This window comes from Agrobacterium sp. CGMCC 11546, from assembly GCF_013365515.1.
In the GTDB taxonomy this organism is placed as follows: domain Bacteria; phylum Pseudomonadota; class Alphaproteobacteria; order Rhizobiales; family Rhizobiaceae; genus Agrobacterium; species Agrobacterium fabrum.
Genome location: NZ_CP047388.1, coordinates 408,095 through 426,578, shown reverse-complemented (window position 1 = coordinate 426,578; position 18,484 = coordinate 408,095). Strand labels below are relative to the sequence as shown.

Annotated in this window: 15 protein-coding genes; 12 read left to right on the top strand and 3 right to left on the bottom strand. The window is 59.7% G+C overall.

Going from position 1 to position 18,484, the window contains the following annotated elements; all coding sequences use genetic code 11:
- The first annotated feature begins 243 nt into the window (after positions 1–243).
- The 7 genes from GSF67_RS16765 (at position 244) to GSF67_RS16735 (ending at position 7,443) form a co-directional block, all read left to right on the top strand.
- Positions 244–1,146 (top strand): LysR substrate-binding domain-containing protein, encoded by a 903-nt coding sequence (locus GSF67_RS16765; RefSeq protein ID WP_006313227.1) that lies wholly within the window; start codon positions 244–246, stop codon positions 1,144–1,146.
- A gap of 209 nt (positions 1,147–1,355) precedes the next feature.
- Positions 1,356–2,891, top strand: coding sequence for an ABC transporter substrate-binding protein (locus GSF67_RS16760; RefSeq protein ID WP_006313228.1), 1,536 nt, complete (start codon positions 1,356–1,358; stop codon positions 2,889–2,891).
- A 247-nt stretch (positions 2,892–3,138) separates the two neighbouring features.
- The gene (locus GSF67_RS16755) at positions 3,139–4,089 is read left to right on the top strand and encodes an ABC transporter permease (RefSeq protein ID WP_006313229.1); all 951 of its coding nucleotides are present in this window, start codon (positions 3,139–3,141) and stop codon (positions 4,087–4,089) included.
- Positions 4,086–4,907 carry an ABC transporter permease gene (locus tag GSF67_RS16750; RefSeq protein ID WP_006313230.1) on the top strand — a complete coding sequence of 274 codons (822 nt, stop codon included), beginning with the start codon at positions 4,086–4,088 and terminating at the stop codon, positions 4,905–4,907. The genes GSF67_RS16755 and GSF67_RS16750 overlap by 4 nt, the downstream gene beginning before the upstream one ends.
- A 53-nt stretch (positions 4,908–4,960) precedes the next feature.
- A complete protein-coding gene (locus GSF67_RS16745) occupies positions 4,961–6,358 on the top strand; it encodes an amidase (protein WP_006313231.1) in 1,398 nt (465 codons plus the stop codon).
- Between the two features lie 96 nt (positions 6,359–6,454).
- The gene (locus GSF67_RS16740) at positions 6,455–7,021 is read left to right on the top strand and encodes a DJ-1/PfpI family protein (protein ID WP_006313232.1); all 567 of its coding nucleotides are present in this window, start codon (positions 6,455–6,457) and stop codon (positions 7,019–7,021) included.
- A gap of 71 nt (positions 7,022–7,092) precedes the next feature.
- A complete protein-coding gene (locus tag GSF67_RS16735; RefSeq protein WP_006313233.1) occupies positions 7,093–7,443 on the top strand; it encodes a ribbon-helix-helix domain-containing protein in 351 nt (116 codons plus the stop codon).
- Between the two features lie 145 nt (positions 7,444–7,588).
- Here GSF67_RS16735 and GSF67_RS16730 read toward each other — a convergent pair whose 3' ends face one another.
- The 3 genes from GSF67_RS16730 to GSF67_RS16720 all read right to left on the bottom strand — a co-directional run bounded on the left by GSF67_RS16730 (position 7,589) and on the right by GSF67_RS16720 (position 11,362).
- On the bottom strand, positions 7,589–8,509 hold the full coding sequence (locus GSF67_RS16730) for an ABC transporter permease (protein ID WP_006313234.1): 921 nt from the start codon (positions 8,507–8,509) through the stop codon (positions 7,589–7,591).
- Positions 8,502–9,512: an ABC transporter permease gene (locus GSF67_RS16725; protein ID WP_006313236.1), complete on the bottom strand. Its 1,011-nt coding sequence runs from the start codon at positions 9,510–9,512 to the stop codon at positions 8,502–8,504. The genes GSF67_RS16730 and GSF67_RS16725 overlap by 8 nt, the downstream gene beginning before the upstream one ends.
- Before the next feature lie 140 nt (positions 9,513–9,652).
- Positions 9,653–11,362, bottom strand: coding sequence for a peptide ABC transporter substrate-binding protein (locus GSF67_RS16720; RefSeq protein ID WP_006313237.1), 1,710 nt, complete (start codon positions 11,360–11,362; stop codon positions 9,653–9,655).
- Positions 11,363–11,667: 305 nt separating this feature from the next.
- Between GSF67_RS16720 and GSF67_RS16715 the strand changes: the two genes are divergently transcribed.
- From GSF67_RS16715 to GSF67_RS16695, 5 genes are all read left to right on the top strand, one after another.
- A complete protein-coding gene (locus GSF67_RS16715; protein WP_006313238.1) occupies positions 11,668–12,831 on the top strand; it encodes a M20 aminoacylase family protein in 1,164 nt (387 codons plus the stop codon).
- Between the two features lie 48 nt (positions 12,832–12,879).
- On the top strand, positions 12,880–14,730 hold the full coding sequence (locus tag GSF67_RS16710; protein ID WP_006313239.1) for an ABC transporter ATP-binding protein: 1,851 nt from the start codon (positions 12,880–12,882) through the stop codon (positions 14,728–14,730).
- Between the two features lie 305 nt (positions 14,731–15,035).
- On the top strand, positions 15,036–15,989 hold the full coding sequence (locus tag GSF67_RS16705) for a sugar-binding transcriptional regulator (protein ID WP_006313245.1): 954 nt from the start codon (positions 15,036–15,038) through the stop codon (positions 15,987–15,989).
- 143 nt (positions 15,990–16,132) lie between these two features.
- Complete coding sequence (locus GSF67_RS16700) at positions 16,133–17,446, top strand: sugar ABC transporter substrate-binding protein (protein ID WP_080814536.1); 1,314 nt, start codon at positions 16,133–16,135, stop codon at positions 17,444–17,446.
- A 165-nt stretch (positions 17,447–17,611) separates the two neighbouring features.
- The gene (locus tag GSF67_RS16695) at positions 17,612–18,484 is read left to right on the top strand and encodes a carbohydrate ABC transporter permease (protein WP_035215471.1); all 873 of its coding nucleotides are present in this window, start codon (positions 17,612–17,614) and stop codon (positions 18,482–18,484) included.

Sequence of the window (18,484 nt, the reverse complement as noted above, 5' to 3'; positions counted from 1 at the left end):
TCCCTTTCTTCTCCCCGCCGGGGAGAAGATGCCCCGAACGGGGTAGATGAGGGGGCCAGCTCTCCGGCATCTCTCTACCGTCGCCCCCTCATCCCCGCTGCCGCGACCTTCTCCCCCTGGGGAGAAGAAACAAGCAGCGGGCTTTTGCTCCACAGCGATCTTCGCCGGGGGAAGTATTCTCTCATCGTACCGCGGTGGTATGCTGGCCGCCAACACGGCCCACCCAAACAAGGTCTCCGTCCCATGCAACTGCGCGCCTTGATGTATTTCGACGAACTCGTCCGCACCAATTCCATGCGCGCCGCGGCGGAAAACCTGAATGTCGCGCCGACGGCGGTGAGCCGGCAGATCGAGAACCTCGAATATTATTTCGGCTCGCCGCTGGTGGAGCGCTCCAGCCGCGGCGTGAAGCTGACGGCGGCGGGTGAGCTGCTAGCGGCCCGCGCCGGCAAGACGCTGCGCGAACTCGACCATGTGCACCAGCTGATCGACGATCTCAAAGGCCTGCAACGCGGCCGGGTCACGGTTTATGCCAATGGCGCGACGGTGGCGAACCTTCTGGCGCCCGTGCTGGCGCAGTTCAGCCTGAAATATCCGAAGCTGCGCTTTGAGGTGCATATTACCAGCGCCCGGCAGGCGATGGAGGCGCTGGGTGCGGCGGAAGCGGACCTCGTCGTCAGCCTGTTTGCGCCGAAGCTTTCGGGTGTGAAGGTGCGCTCGCGTACCCGCATCAGTTACGATGTCATCTTCCCCGCCGGCCACGCGCTCGCCGCCCAGCCGGAGGTCTCGCTGAAGGAACTGGCCGGCATGCCGCTTGCCCTGCCGGACAAGAGTTTTGCCGCGCGTCAGGCCTTCGATACACTGTTTGCCGATGCGGGTATCGAGCTTGATCCCGTCTTCATCACCAGCTCGCTGGAAATGCTGAAGGAGCTGGTGCTGGGCCATGCCGCCGCCACGCTGTTGCCGGCGCTTTCGGTGGCGCGCGAAATTCGCAGCGGCCAGATGGTCGCCGTTCCGCTAGCCGGCAAGAAGGGTATCCATACGCAGATCGATCTCTGTGTTGCGCCCGACCGGCAATTGTCTTTCGCCGCCTCCAAACTTGCCGATTTCATCGAGCGTTTCATGCGCGAGGCAACAGCGGGGTAGTTTCTTCTGCCCGCTGGGGAGAGGAATAGGCGAGCTTGGGAAATTACCCACCAAGGTTGATTTCCACCGGCAATTCCGTGTAGCCATTTCAGCTACACGGAGCACACAAAAACGGAGATTGTGTGTGCGCCTGCAACATGACACTCTTTTTGCAACGGGTGGTCTTTGGAAGGGCAAAAATGCCCCGGCCGCCAGACAGGGGACTAAGGATGCCACGCACTTATCTTTCGCAGGCGGCAAAGCTTTCGCGCCGTACCGCGCTGACGCTTGCATTGGGCACGGCGCTCTGGCTGCCGCTTTCGGTTGTTAACGCCGAAGCCGCGCCGAAAACCGCCCTGACACTTGGCATGACGGTGGAGCCGACCGGTCTCGATCCGACCATTGCCGCTCCCGTCGCGATCGGCCAGGTCACCTGGCAGAATATTTTCGAAGGTCTCGTCACCATCGACAGCAAGGGCAAGGTGAAGCCGCAGCTTGCCGAAAGCTGGGAAATTTCGCCTGATGGCAAGAGCTACACCTTCAAGCTGCGCAAGGGTGTTACCTTCCATGATGGCGAGGCGTTCGATTCCGCCGTCGCGAAATTCTCGCTGGACCGGGCGCGCGGAGAAGCTTCCGTCAACCCGCAGAAGCGCTTCTTTGCGGCAATCGATAACATCGAGACGCCGGACGCGGACACGCTGGTGCTGAAACTGAAGCAGCCCGCCGGCAGCCTCATCTACTGGCTCGGCTGGCCGGCCTCCGTCATGGTCGCGCCGAAGAGCGCCGAGGCTAACCGCACAACGCCCGTCGGCACCGGCCCATTCAAATTCGTCAGCTGGGCCAAGGGCGACAAGGTGGAGCTTGAGAAAAACGCCGCCTATTGGGACAAGGCAGTGGCGGTGAAGATCGACAAGGCGACCTTCCGCTTCGTTGCCGATCCGCAGGCGCAGGCTGCGGCGCTGAAATCAGGCGACATCGATGCCTTCCCGGAATTTGGCGCGCCGGAACTGATGACCTCCTTTGACGGCGATAAGCGCCTCGGCACCTTTGTCGGCAATACCGAGCTGAAGGTCGTGGCTGGCATGAACAATGCCCGCAAGCCCTTCGATGACAAGCGTGTACGCCAGGCGCTGATGATGGCGGTGGATCGCGGCACTGTCATAGAAGGCGCCTGGTCCGGTTACGGCACGGCCATCGGCAGTCACTATACGCCGAATGACCGCGGGTACATCGATACGACTGGCGTTCACCCCTATGATGTCGACAAGGCCAGGGCGCTGCTTGCGGAGGCGGGTTATCCTGACGGATTCAGCTTCACCATCAAGGCTCCACAAATGGCCTATGCCCAGCGTACCTCGCAAATCCTGCAGGCGATGTTGGCCGAAATCGGCGTGACCATGACCATCGAAACCACCGAATTTCCGGCCAAATGGGTGGCGGATGTGTTGAAAGGTGCGGATTACGACATGACCATCGTTGCCCATGCCGAGCCGATGGATATCGATATCTATGCCCGTGATCCCTATTATTTCAACTACAAGAACCCGGCCTTCAACGAGGTCATCGCCAATGTCGAAAAGACGGCGAATGCGGGCGAGCAGGAAGCGCTTTATGGCGATGCCCAGAAAATCCTGGCCGAAGATGTGCCGGCGCTGTTCCTGTTCGTGATGCCGAAGCTTGGCGTCTGGGACAGGAAGGTGAAGGGGCTGTGGGAAAACGAGCCTATTCCTTCGAATGTGCTGACGGATGTGCATTGGGAAGAGTAGGGTTTGACGTGCACGGCCGGGCGCAATTTCCCCCGCCACCTCATTCCTGTGCTCGTCACAGGAATCCAGCCAGCCCAAGTCCTTGGGCTGGAAAAGACTCTCTCGCCGCGCAGACGCGCGTCGGCTGGATCCCTGTGGCATCCTCAGGCATGTTCCGGGGCACAGGGATGAGGGAGGAACGTGCGGCTATGGCGATAGACCCATTTGCCCTATCCGGCCGCAAGAACACGCAAGGAGCAGATGCCAGATGTTAGCTGTCCTCATCCGGCGTCTCGTAAGCCTCATCATCACGCTATTTGCCGTTTCCCTCATCATTTATGTCGTCATGGGCCTGCTGCCGGGTGATCCCGCCGCCATCATGCTCGGAACTTCGGCGAGCCCCGATACGCTCGCCGCGCTGCAGAAGCAGATGGGCCTCGATCAGCCGCTGCTGCTGCGTTACCTCCACTGGCTGGTCGGTGTTTTCCGGGGTGATCTCGGCCAATCCTATACCTATGGCGTGCCGGTGGCGGGGCTGATCATCGAGCGGCTGGCCGTCACCCTGCCGCTTGCGCTGCTCGCCATCTGCCTGTCCGTCACTATTGCCATTCCGCTTGGTGTGGCGGCGGCGAAGAATCGCAATGGGGCGCTGGATTTTGTGGCCGGGCTGTTTTCCCATGTGGGCATCGCCGTGCCGGGTTTCTGGGTTGGCCTGCTGCTGATCATCGTGTTCTCCACCACGCTCGGCTGGATGCCATCAGGCGGGTTTCCCGGCTGGAGCCCAAGCTTTTCGGCAGGGCTTGTGGCGCTGGTGCTGCCGGCAATCGCGCTCGCGCTGTCGCAGGCCGGCGTTCTCACCCGCGTCTGCCGCTCTGCCGTGCTGGAAGTGATGAACGAGGATTTTGTGCGCACCGCCCGCGCCAAGGGCCTGAGCGAGCGGGTGGCGTTGTGGCGGCATGCGGTGCCGAACGCGATGATCCCCGTCGTCACCATGATCGGCCTGCAATTCACCTTCCTCATTGCCGGTGCGGTGCTGGTGGAAAATGTCTTTAACCTGCCGGGTCTCGGGCGGCTTGCCTATCAGGCGCTGACGCAGCGGGATATCGTGGTGATGCAGTCCGTCGTGCTGTTTTTCTCGGCGCTGGTGATCATCATGAATTTCGTGGTCGATATCGCCTATCTCTTCATCGATCCGAGATTGCGGGCAGGTGCGCGATGATGCGATTGCTCCGCCGCCGCCCGGCCTTCGTCATCGGCATCGCCGTCACCAGCTTTCTTGTCGCCGTCGCCCTTTTGTCGCTGGTCTGGACGCCGCTTTCGCCGACCAAGATACAGATCGTCCAGAAGCTGAAATCGCCCTTGGTTTATGGCGGTCTCGGCACGGATCATTTCGGCCGTGATGTGCTCTCCATGCTGATGGCCGGTGCGTGGAACTCTCTCTCCACCGCTATCGCCGCCGTCGCCATCGGTGCCCTTATCGGCACGGCAATCGGTGTTGCGGTCGCGGCTCTGCGCGGCTTTACCGAAACCGTGGTCATGCGCATCTGCGACATCATCTTCGCCGTGCCGCCGATCCTCTCGGCGATGATGCTCGGCGCCTTCATCGGAACGGGACGCTTCACCGCCATCATCGCCATCGCTACCTTCATGGTGCCGGTTTTTGCCCGGCTGACGCTGGGTGCCGCACTGCAGATATGGGCGCGGGAATATATCACCGCCGCCACCAGTATCGGCCAGAACCGCGCCAAGATCACGCTTTTCCATGTCGTGCCGAATATTTCCAACCAGATCATCGTGCAGGTGACGATCCAGCTCGGTCTTGCGATATTGACCGAGGCGGGCCTTTCTTTCCTCGGTCTTGGCATGCCGCCACCCGCCGCCACCTGGGGACGGATGCTGGCCGATGCCCAGACCTATCTCGGCGCGGCCCCCTGGCTTGCCATCATGCCCGGCCTTGCCATCGCGCTTGCCGTCTTCGGCCTCAATCTTCTCGGTGATGGCCTGCGTGATCTGCTCGATCCGCGCGATACCAGCTGAGCGCTTAAAGCCGATATCGCCGCTATTTCCTGTTTTTATGACGAGACGATGCCATGACCGATCTCATAGACCTCAACACGCTCGAAATTCTGGCGCTTTACCGGGAAAAGAAGCTGTCGCCCTCGGAATACTGGCAGGCGGTGGAAGCGCGCATCGAGGCTTTCGAGCCTGTCGTGAACGCGCTTTATGCCTATGACCCGGAGGATGCCCGCAGGCAGGCCGCAGCCTCGACGCAGCGCTGGCAGAGCGGCGAAACGCTTGGCCCGCTTGATGGGCTCCCGGTCTCGCTGAAGGAACTCATCGCCACAAAAGGCCATCCCGTGCCGCTCGGCACCAAGGCGGTGGAACTGGTGCCGGCGGTGGAAGACGCGCCGGTGGCAGCCCGCTGCCGCGAGGATGGTGCTATCCTCTACGCCAAGACAACCTGCCCGGATTACGGCATGCTCTCTTCCGGCCTGTCCAGCTTCCACAAGCTCAGCCGCAACCCTTGGGATCCGACACAGAATCCCGGCGGCTCCAGTGCCGGTGCGGCCTCGGCGGGTGCCGCGGGTTATGGCACGCTGCATGTCGGCACGGATATTGGTGGATCGGTGCGGCTGCCGGCCGGGTGGACCGGGCTGTTCGGTTTCAAGCCCAGCCAGGGTCGCATACCCGTCGATCCCTATTATACCGGCCGCTGCGCCGGGCCGATGACCCGCACGGTCACCGATGCCGCCTGCGCCATGGCAACGCTCTCCCGCCCGGACTGGCGCGACGGCACATCGTTACCCCCGAACGCCATCGATTGGATGGATCTCGATATCGATGTGAAGGGCCTGAAAATCGGGCTGATGCTGGATGCTGGCTGCGGCCTGCCGCTCGATGAAGAGGTGCGCGACGCGGTGGTGGCGGCGGCGAAACTTTTCGAACAGGCGGGCGCTATCGTCATTCCGGTCGAGCCGGTGCTGACACGGGAGATGCTGGATGGGCTTGACGATTTCTGGCGGGCAAAATTCTGGGGCGACATGGTGGCGCTGAGCGCCGAGCGTCGTGCCACGATCCTTCCCTATATTCTCGAATGGGCGGAAAAGGGGGCTGACGTTTCCGGTGCGCGTGCCGTTTTCGGTTTCAACCAGACCATGGAAATGCGCAAGGCCTGCGGGCGGTTGATGCAGTCGGTTGATGTGGTGATTTCGCCCGTCAATCCCATTGTCTCCTATCCGGCAGACTGGGCCTCGCCCACCAACGACCCAGCGCGGCCCTTCGAACATATTGCCTTCACCGTGCCGTGGAACATGTCGGAACAGCCGGCATCCTCGATCAATTGCGGCTTCTCGACATCCGGCATGCCCATCGGATTGCAGATCGTCGGCCCGCGTTATGAAGACCTGTTCGTGCTCCGGCTTTCGAAGGCGTTCGAGAATTGGGGCGGTGGGGTGCGACGCTGGCCGGAGCCGCCGCAGCGTCGCTGATCGCGCCTTTCTGGACATGTAGTATTGCCATAATACCCGCATCTCCGCCGGGCCTGTTAGGGTGCTGAAAGGCATTCAAAAACGGGAGGAGCAGACATGCCGAAGAAGATTTTGATGATCACCGGCGATTTCGCCGAGGATTACGAGACCATGGTGCCGTTCCAGACCTTGGCTGCGGTCGGCCATACCGTCCACGCGGTTTGCCCCGGCAAGAAGGCGGGCCAGACCATCGCCACGGCCATCCATGATTTCGAGGGCGACCAGACCTATTCGGAAAAACGTGGCCATAATTTCGCGCTCAACGCTACCTTCGCCGATATCAAGGTGGCAGATTACGATGCGCTGGTCATTCCGGGCGGACGCGCACCGGAATATCTCCGCCTCAATCCCGAAGTGCTGGCGGCGGTGAAACATTTCTTCGAAGCCGACAAGCCGGTGGCGGCCGTCTGCCACGGTGCGCAATTGCTGGCCGCCGCCGGCGTGCTGAAGGGCCGTACCTGCTCGGCCTATCCCGCCTGCCGCCCCGAGGTGGAACAGGCAGGCGGCACCTATGCCGACATCGCCATCGATGCCGCCGTCACCGACGGCAAGCTGGTAACGGCGCCCGCCTGGCCGGCGCATCCGGCATGGCTTTCGCAATTCATGGCGGTGCTCGGCAAATAAGACCAGCGAAACGGGGCTTTTGCCGGCCCCGTTTTCCGCTTATGTTTTGGAACGTGGTGAGGGAGGAAACCATGTGCAAGCTTTTCATAAAGGCAGACCCGACACTTTGGGAAAGCCATACACGGTCGCTCAGGATCGATGGCATGGTGACCAGTGTGCGGCTTGAAAATTTCTTCTGGACGACACTGGACGAGATCGCGCGCCGGGATAGCATGAACAGCGTGCAGCTCATCGCCAAGCTCTACAATGAATCGATCGATGCCGGGCATGATCTCGGCAACTTCACCTCGTTTTTGCGGGTCTGCTGCGGGCGTTATCTTGCGCTTCAGCTTTCCGGCGATATTCCGGTACGGACAGATATTCCGATTGCGGCGCTGGATGCGGACAGCATTCTGGATGCTGAAAAGGTGAATTATCACTAGGTGGTCCAGTATACTCGACGTCATCCTCGGGCTTGTCCCGATGATCTGCCGACATATCGTTTTTTTCGACGTGATTAGATCCTCGGGCCAAGCTCGAGGATGACGTGGGAATGGTTCGAGGGTTCCCCCTCTTTCGCATATCTTCTCAGTTCTTCAACGCCCGAGGATCGAGCGCATCGCGCACCGCGTCGCCGATGTAATTAACGCTCAGAACAGTCAGCGAAATCGCCAGCCCCGGCCATAACACGCGCGACGGCGTCAGTTGCAGGAAGTTCGCACCGTCGAACAGCAGCCGTCCCCAGGTTGGGAAATCCGATGGGAAACCGAGGCCGAGGAAGGAGAGGGCGGATTCCGTGATGATGGCGGCGGCGATGCCGAGCGTGGCCGAGACCATAATGGAACTCAGCACATTCGGCAGAATATGCCTGAGGATGATGCGGTATTCGCGCATGCCGCTCGATTTCGCAGCCATGATGAATTCCTGGCTTTTGATCGTCAGCACATCACCGCGCACGATGCGGGCGGTATGCATCCAGCTGGTTATCCCGATCACAAAGACGATCAGGATGAAGATCCCGGTTTCCGGCCCGAAGGCCGCCCGCAGCGTGTCGCGAAACAGCATCAGGATGACGAGCAACAGCGGCAAAAGCGGTAGCGCCAGAAACAGGTCGGTCAGCCGCATCAAAGGTCCGTCCAGCCTGCGGAAGTAGCCCGATAACACCCCGACCAACGTTCCGAGAAACAGTGCCAGAAGCATGGCAGTGATGCCCACGGCGAGCGAGATGCGCCCGCCTGCCAGCACCTGTGCCAGCATGTCCTTGCCGAGATTATCAGTGCCGAACGGATGCGCCAGCGATGGCCACTGGTTTCGCGCCTTCACATTGATCGCGTTGGGCGCCACGGTGTGGATATAGGGCCCGACATAGACCGCAAGCAGGATGAAGGTGAAGACGAAGAGCCCCGCCACGCCGCCCTTGTGGACGCGGAACTGTTTCCAGATATCGGCGAGGGCGGATTTGACGGGCGTCGCTGCAACCGTTGGTGCTGCAATTGTGGCATCAGTCATAGCGGATCCTCGGGTCGAGAATGCCGTACAGCACGTCGGCAATCAGGTTGAAGAGCACGATCAGCACCGCGAAAATGAAGGTCAGTGTTTGCACCAGCGGAATATCCGCGCCCTGAACGGCAACGATCAGCAATTGGCCAAGCCCGTTTACCCGAAAAATCTGCTCGGTGATGATGGCGCCGGAAAAGATCGTCGGCACGCCGAGTGCGATGACGGTGACGACCGGGATCAGGCTGTTGCGCAGAACGTGAACGAGGAGGACGGACTTCTCCTTCACGCCCTTGGCGCGTGCGGTGCGCACATAGTCCTGATGCAGGTTGTCGAGCATGGAGGCGCGCACGAAGCGGCTGATCTGCGAGACATTGTAGAGCGTCAGCACCAGCACCGGCAGGAACATCTGTTTCACCTGCGCTACGAAACTCGTCCAGTCCCTGACCTGCAGGTTGGTGTCGTAGACGGATGGGAACCATTGCAGATAGGAGCTGAAGATCACGACCAGCAGCACGCCGGTGAAAAAGGTGGGAACCGAATAACCGACCATCGAGACGAACGTGCCGATCTGGTCGAAGATCGAATATTGCTTATAGGCGGAAATGACGCCGATCGGGATCGCCAGGAGGGCGCCGAAAAGATAGGCGAGGCCAACCACCCAGAGCGTCTGCGGCATGCGCTGGATGACGAGATCGACCACCGGGCTGCGCGTTGCCCAGGACAGCACCCGCATGCGGCTGCCATCGCCGATCTGCCAGCCGGTCAGCTTTTCGAAGAGGTTGAGCGGTTCGTTGATGAAGAACTGCTGCAGCCACATCAGGTAACGGATGAAAAAGGGCTGGTCGAGGCCGAGCGAAGCGCGGATCTGCTCACGCACCTCTGGCGGAATGGTGAGCGGCAGGTCGCCGGTCGGGTCGTTGGGCGCGAGATCAAGCAGCGCAAAGATCACGAAGCTGATGACGAGCAGGGTCGGTACGGCAAAGGCAAGCCGCCGGAGGGTAAAGGTAAACATCTGAAACTTTCCAGACCCAGAGCGCGGCGAGACGAAAATCGAGAGCCTTTTCGCAACGACGCTGCAACTAAGTCTTCAGATCATGGTCCACGGGCATGCAAAAGGCCGGCCCCTTGCAAAGAGGCCGGCACATCTGCGTGTTATTTCTTGCGAGACCAGTCCGCGACGTTCCAGAGTTCGGAGTCCCAGCCATTCATCCGAACGCCTTCCAGCGTCAGCGAATGCGAGGAGACGTTGCCGCGATGGATGAGTGGAATATGTGCACCCTCTTCCGTCAGCATGTCGTTTAACTGCTTGGCGATTTCTGCACGCTTGGCAAAGTCGGTCGTCTTGGACAGGACGCTTACCAGCTTGTCGAATTCCGGGTTGCAATATCGCGGAACATTCTGCCCCTGCCAGCCGTTTGAGGGGGCAGGGATCTTGTCGCAAAGCCATTCCGCCAGATATTTTTCGGGGTCGGTGCCGTCGAAGTTGTTGGTGTACATCTCGACGTCGGCATAAAACTTCTGGAAGGTGTCGGGGCTTGCCGGATCGCCGCCGAAGAAGACCGAGGCGCTGACATTGCGCAGTTCAGCCGCAACGCCGATCTGTGACCACATGTCTTTCACCAGTTCCTGCGCCGCCTGGCGAACAGAATTGGTGGAGGTCTGGTAGAGGAAGGAAAGCTTCACGCCATTCTTGGCACGGATGCCATCTGCACCCTTCACCCAGCCGGCATCGTCGAGCAGCTTGTTGGCGCCTTCAATATCCTGCTTCAGGCACCAGCTATCGTTCTTCGTAGATGCGACCGCTTCCGGTGCGGGTACGATATTGCAGGTCGGTTTGCCTGCTTCGCCATAACCGGCTTCGTCGATGATATCACGGTCGATGGCGAGCGATAGCGCGCGGCGCACGGCCGGATCGGAAAGGGCCGGGTGCGGGCCGCCTTCCTTGGTGGAGCGCTTGTCTCCCAAAGCGGGATCGGCATTGTACCAGTTGAGATTGATACGTTCGACCTGCGTGCCGAAGGCGGTTTCCAGCTTGCCCTTGCCGGCGGCCACCATGGTCGCCAGAATTTCCGGCTCCACCTGCATGTTCCAGGCATAGTCGAATTCGCCCGTTTCAAGTACCGCACGTGCAGCGGATGCCGCATCCCCGCCACCCTTCAGCGTAACCGTGGCGAATGCGGGTTTGGCCGCATCACGATAATTGGGGTTGGCGACATAGCTGATGACGTCGTTCGGCTTGAAATCCTTGACCACGAAAGGCCCCGTACCGATCGGACCGAAATTGGCCGAGGTGCAGCCGGGAGCTGCCGCGCCAACGCAGTTTTCGAACTGCTTTTTCTGGATCACGGGCGATTGCGCGCCGACGAAGGCGGAGTAGGGATAGGGTTTCGGCTCGGTGAAGCTGACCTTCACGGTGTGGGCATCGATGGCTTCTACGTTTTTGACGCCTTCATATTGTGCCGCCTGCGCGCAGCCGCCATCTGGGGCCGTGCAATATTTCCAGGTAAATACCACGTCATCGGCTGTAAAAGCCGTGCCATCGGACCATTTGACGCCGCCCTTCAGCTTCCAGGTCATGCTAAGCAGATCTTTCGCGACGCCGCCATTGTCGACTGTCGGGATCTCGCTCACCAGCGTCGGCACCAGCTCGCCTTTTTCGTTGTAGCGAGCCAGCGGCTCGATGATGATGGATGAGCTGTAAATCTCTTTCGTGCCACCCGAAAGATAGGGATTGAGCGTCGATACGGCCTGCCAGAACAGGATTTTCAGTTCGCCGTCACTGCCGCGCTCGGCATGGGCGGCAGAGCCTGCCAAGGCCATCGCCGCCACCGTACTGGCAAAGAGAACATTGCGCTTCTTCATCGTGGTTTTCCCCTTTTTTGGATTTTATCTATTTGAATGTTTGACGCTTTTCCCGACGTCGAGAGCAAAGTCTGTTTTCTTAAGTATCTGACTTTGCTAGGAAATAATCCCCATTCGTGGTGATGCTATTGTTAGTTTTTTTTAAAATCAAGTCCTAATGTCTTGGTGTTGAACAAAAAATAAGCCATTGAAGTTTGGGCCTATTTTTCGCGCATATTGCGAATTTCACGCTTGCAAAAGAAGAAATTCCAAATGCAATATGTTTTCCGACAACCCGGCGGGGAACAAAAAAAGGGAAAAACAGAATGCCGATATTGAACCGTGTGGCTGAAATGCAGGAAGACGTGGCTGGCTGGAGGCGCCACCTGCATGAGCACCCGGAATTGCTTTATGATGTCTTCGAAACATCGAAATTCGTGGCCGAAAAACTGAAATCCTTCGGCTGCGATGTGGTCGAGACCGGCATCGGCAAGACCGGTGTGGTCGGCATCATCAGGGGCCGTCACGGGGATGGCCCGACCATTGGTTTCCGCTCCGACATGGACGCGCTGCCGATCCTCGAGACCAGCGGCAAGCCATGGGCATCGAAGACGCCGGGCAAGGCCCATTCCTGCGGCCATGACGGGCACACCGCCATGCTTCTGGGCGCGGCGCAATATCTGGCCGAGACCCGCAATTTCAAGGGTTCCCTCGCGGTCATTTTCCAGCCGGCCGAAGAGGGCGGTGCTGGCGCTCTTGCCATGCTGAACGACGGCATGATGGAAAAATTCGGCATTTCGCAGGTCTATGGCATGCATAACGAGCCCGGCATTCCGGTCGGCCAATTCGCCATCCGCAAGGGCTCTACCATGGCCGCGGCCGACAGCTTTGAAATCGTCGTCACCGGCAAGGGCAGCCATGCAGCCGCACCGCATCTTTCCATCGACCCGGTACTGACGTCGGCGCATATCATTATCGCCCTGCAATCCATCGTCTCACGCGAGACGGATCCGTTGAAATCGCTCGTTGTCACCGTTGCTACCACTCATGGCGGCACGGCGGTCAATGTCATTCCGGGTTCGGTGACGCTGACAGGCACGGTGCGCACCCTTTTGCCGGAAACCCGTGATTTCGCCGAAAAGCGCCTGAAGGAAGTGGCGGCCGCCACCGCCATGGCACATGGTGCGACCGTGGAGGTGAAATACCATCGCGGTTATCCCGTCACCTTCAACCATGCAGACGAAACCGAATTTGCGACCGGTGTAGCGATGGGCGTCGCCGGTGCCAATGCCGTCAACACCAATCCCAACCCGCATATGGGGGCGGAGGATTTTTCCTATATGCTGGAAGCCCGCCCCGGCGCCTTCATCTTCATCGGTAACGGCGACACGGCCGGGCTGCACAATGCCGCCTACGACTTCAACGACGAAGCCCTGCCTTACGGTATCAGCTACTGGGTTTCGATGGCCGAAACCGCGCTTGCTGCGTAAGACATCAGACGGCCTTGATGGCCGCCTTTCGCTTTTCAGGAGATCGGCATGCTTTTGGCGGCAACGTCCATGGAACAGACCGGCGGTTCGGTAAGCCCGGTTCTTTCGGTTCAAAATCTCACCACGTCCTTCCGCGTTGATGGCGGCTGGAAATCGGTGGTCCGCAACATGAGTTTCGACATTGCGCCGCGCGAAACGGTCGCGATCGTCGGTGAAAGCGGCTCGGGCAAAAGCGTGACGTCGCTGTCCATCATGCGGCTTCTCGATAAGAAAACGAGCCGCATCGAGGGCAAGGTCATGCTCGGCGGGCGCGATCTGCTTGCCCTTCCAGAAGAGGAGATGCGCAAGGTTCGCGGCAAGGACATTTCGATGATCTTCCAAGAGCCGATGACCAGTCTTAACCCGATCTTTCCGATCGGCAAGCAGATTGCTGAAGCGCTGACCGTGCACCAGGATATTTCCTCCTCTGCCGCAAAGTCCGAGGTCATCCGTCTTCTGGAAAAAGTCCGCATTCCCAATGCGGCCAGCCGTTTCGACGACTATCCGCACCAGTTTTCCGGCGGCATGCGCCAGCGCGTGATGATTGCCATGGCGCTTGCCTCCAAGCCCAAACTCCTGATTGCGGACGAGCCGACGACGGCGCTCGACGTCACCATTCAGGGCCAGATTCTCGACCTCATCAAGCAATTGCAGGAAGAGGAGGGCATGTCGGTCCTGTTCATCACCCATGATATGGGCGTGGTGGCGGAGGTGGCGGATCGCACCATCGTCATGTTCCGCGGCGATGTGGTTGAAACCGGCACGACGGATGACATCTTTCATCGCGGCCAGCATCCTTACACCCGCGCTCTGTTGTCGGCTGTGCCGAAACTCGGTTCGATGAAGGAGCGGGTGCTGCCCGCGCGTTTCCCGATCATCGATATCAAGACCGGCGAAAGCCAGCCGGTCGAAGAGGTCAGGAACACGGTTTCCGGTGGTCGCACGCCGATTCTTTCGGTGCAGGACCTGACGACCCGCTTCGATATCCGCTCCGGTCTTCTCGGTCGCAAGTCCGGTGCCGTGCACGCGGTAGAGAAAGTCTCCTTCGATCTGGCTGAAGGCGAGACGTTATCGCTGGTTGGTGAATCGGGCTGCGGCAAGTCCACCACCGGGCGGTCGATCACCCGGCTGATCGAGCCGACCTCCGGCAATGTCACTCTCGACGGTTACGAGGTGATGAAACTCGATAAGACGACGTTGCGTACCATGCGCCGCAGCGTGCAGATGATCTTTCAGGACCCCTTCGCCAGCCTCGATCCGCGTATGAGCATTGGCACGGCGATCATGGAGCCCTTCATCGAGCACCGGCTTGGACCGAAGGCACAGGCCCGTGAAAAGGCGGCGGACCTGATGGAGAAGGTTGGCCTCAGCCCGGATATGATGCGGCGTTTCCCGCATGAGTTTTCCGGCGGCCAGCGCCAGCGTATCGCCATCGCCCGTTCGCTAATGCTCGACCCCAAGGTCATCGTGGCCGACGAGGCGGTTTCGGCGCTCGATGTCTCTATCAAGGCGCAGGTCTGTAACCTGCTGCTCGACCTGCAACAGAGCCTCAACCTCGCCTTCCTGTTCATTTCCCACGATATGGCGGTGGTGGAGCGTGTCAGCCACCGCGTCGCGGTGATGTATCTCGGTGAGATCGTGGAGATCGGCCCACGCGCCGCCGTCTTCGATAATCCGCAGCACCCCTATACGAAAAAGCTCATGTCGGCCGTTCCGGTGCCGGACCCGGCCCGGCGCCAGATCAGGCGCAACATGGCGACGGACGAGATCAAGAGCCCGATCCGTCCGGTGGATTACGTGCCGCCGCAGCGACATTATCGCGAGGTGTCTGCCGGGCATCTGGTGCAGGAAGCGGCTTGAATGAGGGTGCTGGCTTCGGGCTGAGCTCTCTCGAGGGACCGAGCGGTCACCGCTTGTTTCTTCTCCCCGCCGGGGAGAAGTCCGCGGAAGCGGGATGAGGGGGCGAGGGCAGTGATAAACCGCGAGCTAGCCCCCTCATCTGACCCTTCGGGCCACCTTCTCCCCGGCGGAGAAGAGAAATATGCCGCCCCGCCGAGCTGGATGATTTTAATCCACCGAACACCCACTTCCACATCCCGCCGTTTGACAGCCAACACAAAAAAATGCCAGCAAATGCTCGAGCATAATTCTTAGAGGGCGGCGGCATGGCCAGACGGAACGACGCACATGGACGGCTGGACGATGCGGCACGCGCCGGCTGGCTTTATTATGTCGCCGGCCGCACACAGGATGAGATCGCCGCTGCCATGGGCATATCCCGGCAGTCGGCGCAGCGGCTGGTGTCGCTGGCCGTCGCCGAGCGGCTGATCAAGGTTCGGCTTGATCATCCCATCGCCGCCTGTCTCGAAAAGGCCGAACGTCTGAAAGAGAAGTTCCGCCTTAAATATATTGAAGTGGTGCCGAGCGATCCGGCCGGCGGTTCCTCCACAGTTGGCATTGCCGAGGCCGGTGCGGCGGAAATCGAGCGCTGGCTTAAAAATGCCGATCCGATCGTACTCGCCATCGGCACCGGCCGAACGCTCAAGGCCGCTGTGGATCAACTGCCGCCGATGGAGTGTCCGCAGCATCGCATCGTGTCGCTGACGGGCAATATCGGGCCGGATGGCTCGGCGGCCTATTACAACGTCATCTTCAGCATGGCGGACGCCATCAAGGCGCGGCATTTTCCGATGCCGCTGCCGGTTCTCTGCTCGTCTGCTGAGGAACGTGAGCTGCTGCACGACCAGTCCATGGTGCGCTCCACACTGGCGCTGGGTGCAGCCGCCAATGTCACCTTCGTCGGCGTCGGCGAACTCGGCGAAAACGCACCGCTCTGCGTTGATGGTTTCCTCGGTGTCGATGAGATGAAGGCCCTGATGGCCGGCGGTGCTATCGGCGAGATTTGCGGCTGGGTATATGACGCCGATGGCACGATTCTCGAGCATTCCGTCAATGAGCGTGTCGCCTCCGTTCCCATCCCTTCCAGAGAGACCTGCACGGTCATCGGCATGGCGCAGGGCGCGCGCAAGAATGCCTCGATTCTCGCGGCACTGCGGGGCGGCCTTTTGAACGGTCTCATCACCGACGAAGCGACAAGTGAATATTTGCTCACGCATTGAGCAAAAATTAATTCATCAAAATCAATGGCTTGATTTTTCCATGTGCGCCGCAGCACAGGATGTTGCTTGACATTTTTCCGCTGTCGGTGAGTAAATGCTCCAGAGCAAAGCGAATGCTCATAAATTTCTTCTGGGAGGAAGATATGACATTGAAGACCATTTTGCTGGGCGCGTGCTCGGCACTCGCCTTTTCGACCCTTGCTTCCGCCGAAACGCTGACCATCGCCACCGTCAACAACGGCGACATGATCCGCATGCAGGGTTTGACCTCCGACTTCACGGCAAAGAACCCTGACATCAAGGTGGAATGGGTCACGCTTGAGGAAAACGTCCTGCGTGAGCGCGTGACGACCGATATCGCCACCAATGGCGGCCAATACGACATCATGACCATCGGCAACTATGAAGTGCCGATCTGGGCCAAGCAGGGCTGGCTGCTGCCGCTCGAAAAGCTCGGCGACAAATACGACGTCGATGACATCCTGCCGGCGATCCGCGGTGGTCTTTCCGCTGACGGCAAGCTTTACGCAGCGCCTTTCTATGGCGAATCCGCGATGATCATGTATCGCAAGGACCTGTTTGAAAAAGCTGGCCTGAAGATGCCTGACAACCCGACCTGGGAATTCATCGGTGATGCCGCTCGCAAGATTACCGACCGCAAGACGGATATCAACGGCATGTGCCTGCGCGGCAAGGCCGGCTGGGGCGAGAACATGGCTTTCATCAGCGCGCTGACCAACTCCTTTGGTGGTCGCTGGTTCGATGAAAACTGGAAGCCGCAGTTCGATCAGCCGGAATGGAAGAGTGCTCTTCAGTTCTACGTCGATCTTATGAAGGATGCAGGCCCGTCCGGTGCTTCCTCCAACGGCTTCAACGAAAACCTGACGCTGTTCCAGCAGGGCAAATGCGGCATGTGGATCGACGCCACGGTTGCTGCTTCCTTCGTGTCGAACCCGAAAGATTCGACAGTTGCCGACAAGGTCGGTTATGCGCTCTTCCCGACGCATGGCGAACTGAAGAACCACGGCAACTGGTTGTGGTCCTGGAACCTGGCGATCCCGAAGAGCTCGCAGAAGGCGGAAGCCGCTGAAAAGTTCATCTCCTGGGCAACCAGCAAAGACTACACCACGCTTGTCGCTTCCAAGGAAGGCTGGGCAAACGTGCCTCCGGGCACCCGCACCTCGCTTTACAAGAATGCCGACTATGAAAAGGCTGCCGCCTTCGCCAAGCCCACGCTTGCCGCCATGGATGCCGCCGACATCACCAAGCCGACCGTGAAGCCCGTGCCTTACACAGGCGGTCAGTTCGTGGCGATCCCTGAATTCCAGGCGCTCGGCACCACGGTCGGCCAGCTGTTCTCGGCGGTTGTCGCCGGTCAGTCCAGCGTCGATGATGCGCTTGCCAGCGCCCAGTCGACTGCAACGCGCGAAATGACCCGCGCCGGTTACATCAAGTAATCCTCCCGAAGATCGCTGTCCGGCCTGTGTGCCGGGCAGCGACCCTGCGGTCCGAAGACCGCCAGGCGGCTTCGATATCTTTCAAATCAAAACAAGAATGAGCCGGTTCTTCCGGATATGCCGGGCGCATGTCGTGCTGCCCGAGCCCAAGGGGAGGTTAGTGCAATGGCAACACGAAACACGAGCGGGTTAGCGCGGGTGATGCTTGCGCCTTCGGTTCTGCTTTTGCTGGTGTGGATGATCGTGCCTTTGGCGATGACGTTGTGGTTCTCGTTCCAGAACTACAATCTCCTCAACCCGGCCAATGTCAGCTTTGCGGGTCTGTTCAATTACCAGTATTTCTACACCGACCCGGCCTTCTTCCAGTCGATCTGGAACACGCTGCTGATCGTCGTCGGCGTACTCCTGATCACCGTCATCGGCGGCATCGCCATTGCGCTGCTTCTCGACAATGACATTTTCGGCCAGGGCATCGTGCGCATCATGATCATCTCGCCCTTCTTCGTCATGCCGCCTGTCGCAGCATTGGTGTGGAAGAACATGATCATGCATCCCGGATACGGCGTGCTTGCCGATCTCTCGCGTTTCTTCGGCCTGCAACCGGTCGACTGGTTTGCGCAGTTTCCGCTGCTGTCGATCATCATCATCGTTGCCTGGCAATGGCTGCCCTTTGCCACGCTGATCCTGCTCACCGCCCTGCAATCGCTCGATGGCGAGCAGAAGGAAGCGGCCGAGATGGATGGCGCCAACTTCGTCAACCGCTTCATCTATCTGACCCTGCCGCATCTTGCCCGCGCCATCACCGTCGTCATCCTCATCCAGACGATCTTCCTGCTCGGCGTCTACGCGGAAATCCTCGTCACCACCAATGGCGGCCCGGGTTATGCCTCCACCAACCTTGCCTTCCTCATCTATCGCACTGCACTTTTAGGCTACGACGTCGGCGGCGCTTCGGCCGGTGGCATCATCGCCGTCGTGCTCGCCAATATCGTCGCCATCTTCCTGATGCGCGCCGTTGGCAAGAATTTGGACCGTTAA

Coding starts and splice junctions, on each gene's coding strand:
- GSF67_RS16765 (WP_006313227.1), top strand. CDS start 244: ATGCAACTGCGCGCCTTGATGTATTTCGACGAACTCGTCCGCACCAAT.
- GSF67_RS16760 (WP_006313228.1), top strand. CDS start 1,356: ATGCCACGCACTTATCTTTCGCAGGCGGCAAAGCTTTCGCGCCGTACC.
- GSF67_RS16755 (WP_006313229.1), top strand. CDS start 3,139: ATGTTAGCTGTCCTCATCCGGCGTCTCGTAAGCCTCATCATCACGCTA.
- GSF67_RS16750 (WP_006313230.1), top strand. CDS start 4,086: ATGATGCGATTGCTCCGCCGCCGCCCGGCCTTCGTCATCGGCATCGCC.
- GSF67_RS16745 (WP_006313231.1), top strand. CDS start 4,961: ATGACCGATCTCATAGACCTCAACACGCTCGAAATTCTGGCGCTTTAC.
- GSF67_RS16740 (WP_006313232.1), top strand. CDS start 6,455: ATGCCGAAGAAGATTTTGATGATCACCGGCGATTTCGCCGAGGATTAC.
- GSF67_RS16735 (WP_006313233.1), top strand. CDS start 7,093: ATGTGCAAGCTTTTCATAAAGGCAGACCCGACACTTTGGGAAAGCCAT.
- GSF67_RS16730 (WP_006313234.1), bottom strand. CDS start 8,509: ATGACTGATGCCACAATTGCAGCACCAACGGTTGCAGCGACGCCCGTC.
- GSF67_RS16725 (WP_006313236.1), bottom strand. CDS start 9,512: ATGTTTACCTTTACCCTCCGGCGGCTTGCCTTTGCCGTACCGACCCTG.
- GSF67_RS16720 (WP_006313237.1), bottom strand. CDS start 11,362: ATGAAGAAGCGCAATGTTCTCTTTGCCAGTACGGTGGCGGCGATGGCC.
- GSF67_RS16715 (WP_006313238.1), top strand. CDS start 11,668: ATGCCGATATTGAACCGTGTGGCTGAAATGCAGGAAGACGTGGCTGGC.
- GSF67_RS16710 (WP_006313239.1), top strand. CDS start 12,880: ATGCTTTTGGCGGCAACGTCCATGGAACAGACCGGCGGTTCGGTAAGC.
- GSF67_RS16705 (WP_006313245.1), top strand. CDS start 15,036: ATGGCCAGACGGAACGACGCACATGGACGGCTGGACGATGCGGCACGC.
- GSF67_RS16700 (WP_080814536.1), top strand. CDS start 16,133: ATGACATTGAAGACCATTTTGCTGGGCGCGTGCTCGGCACTCGCCTTT.
- GSF67_RS16695 (WP_035215471.1), top strand. CDS start 17,612: ATGGCAACACGAAACACGAGCGGGTTAGCGCGGGTGATGCTTGCGCCT.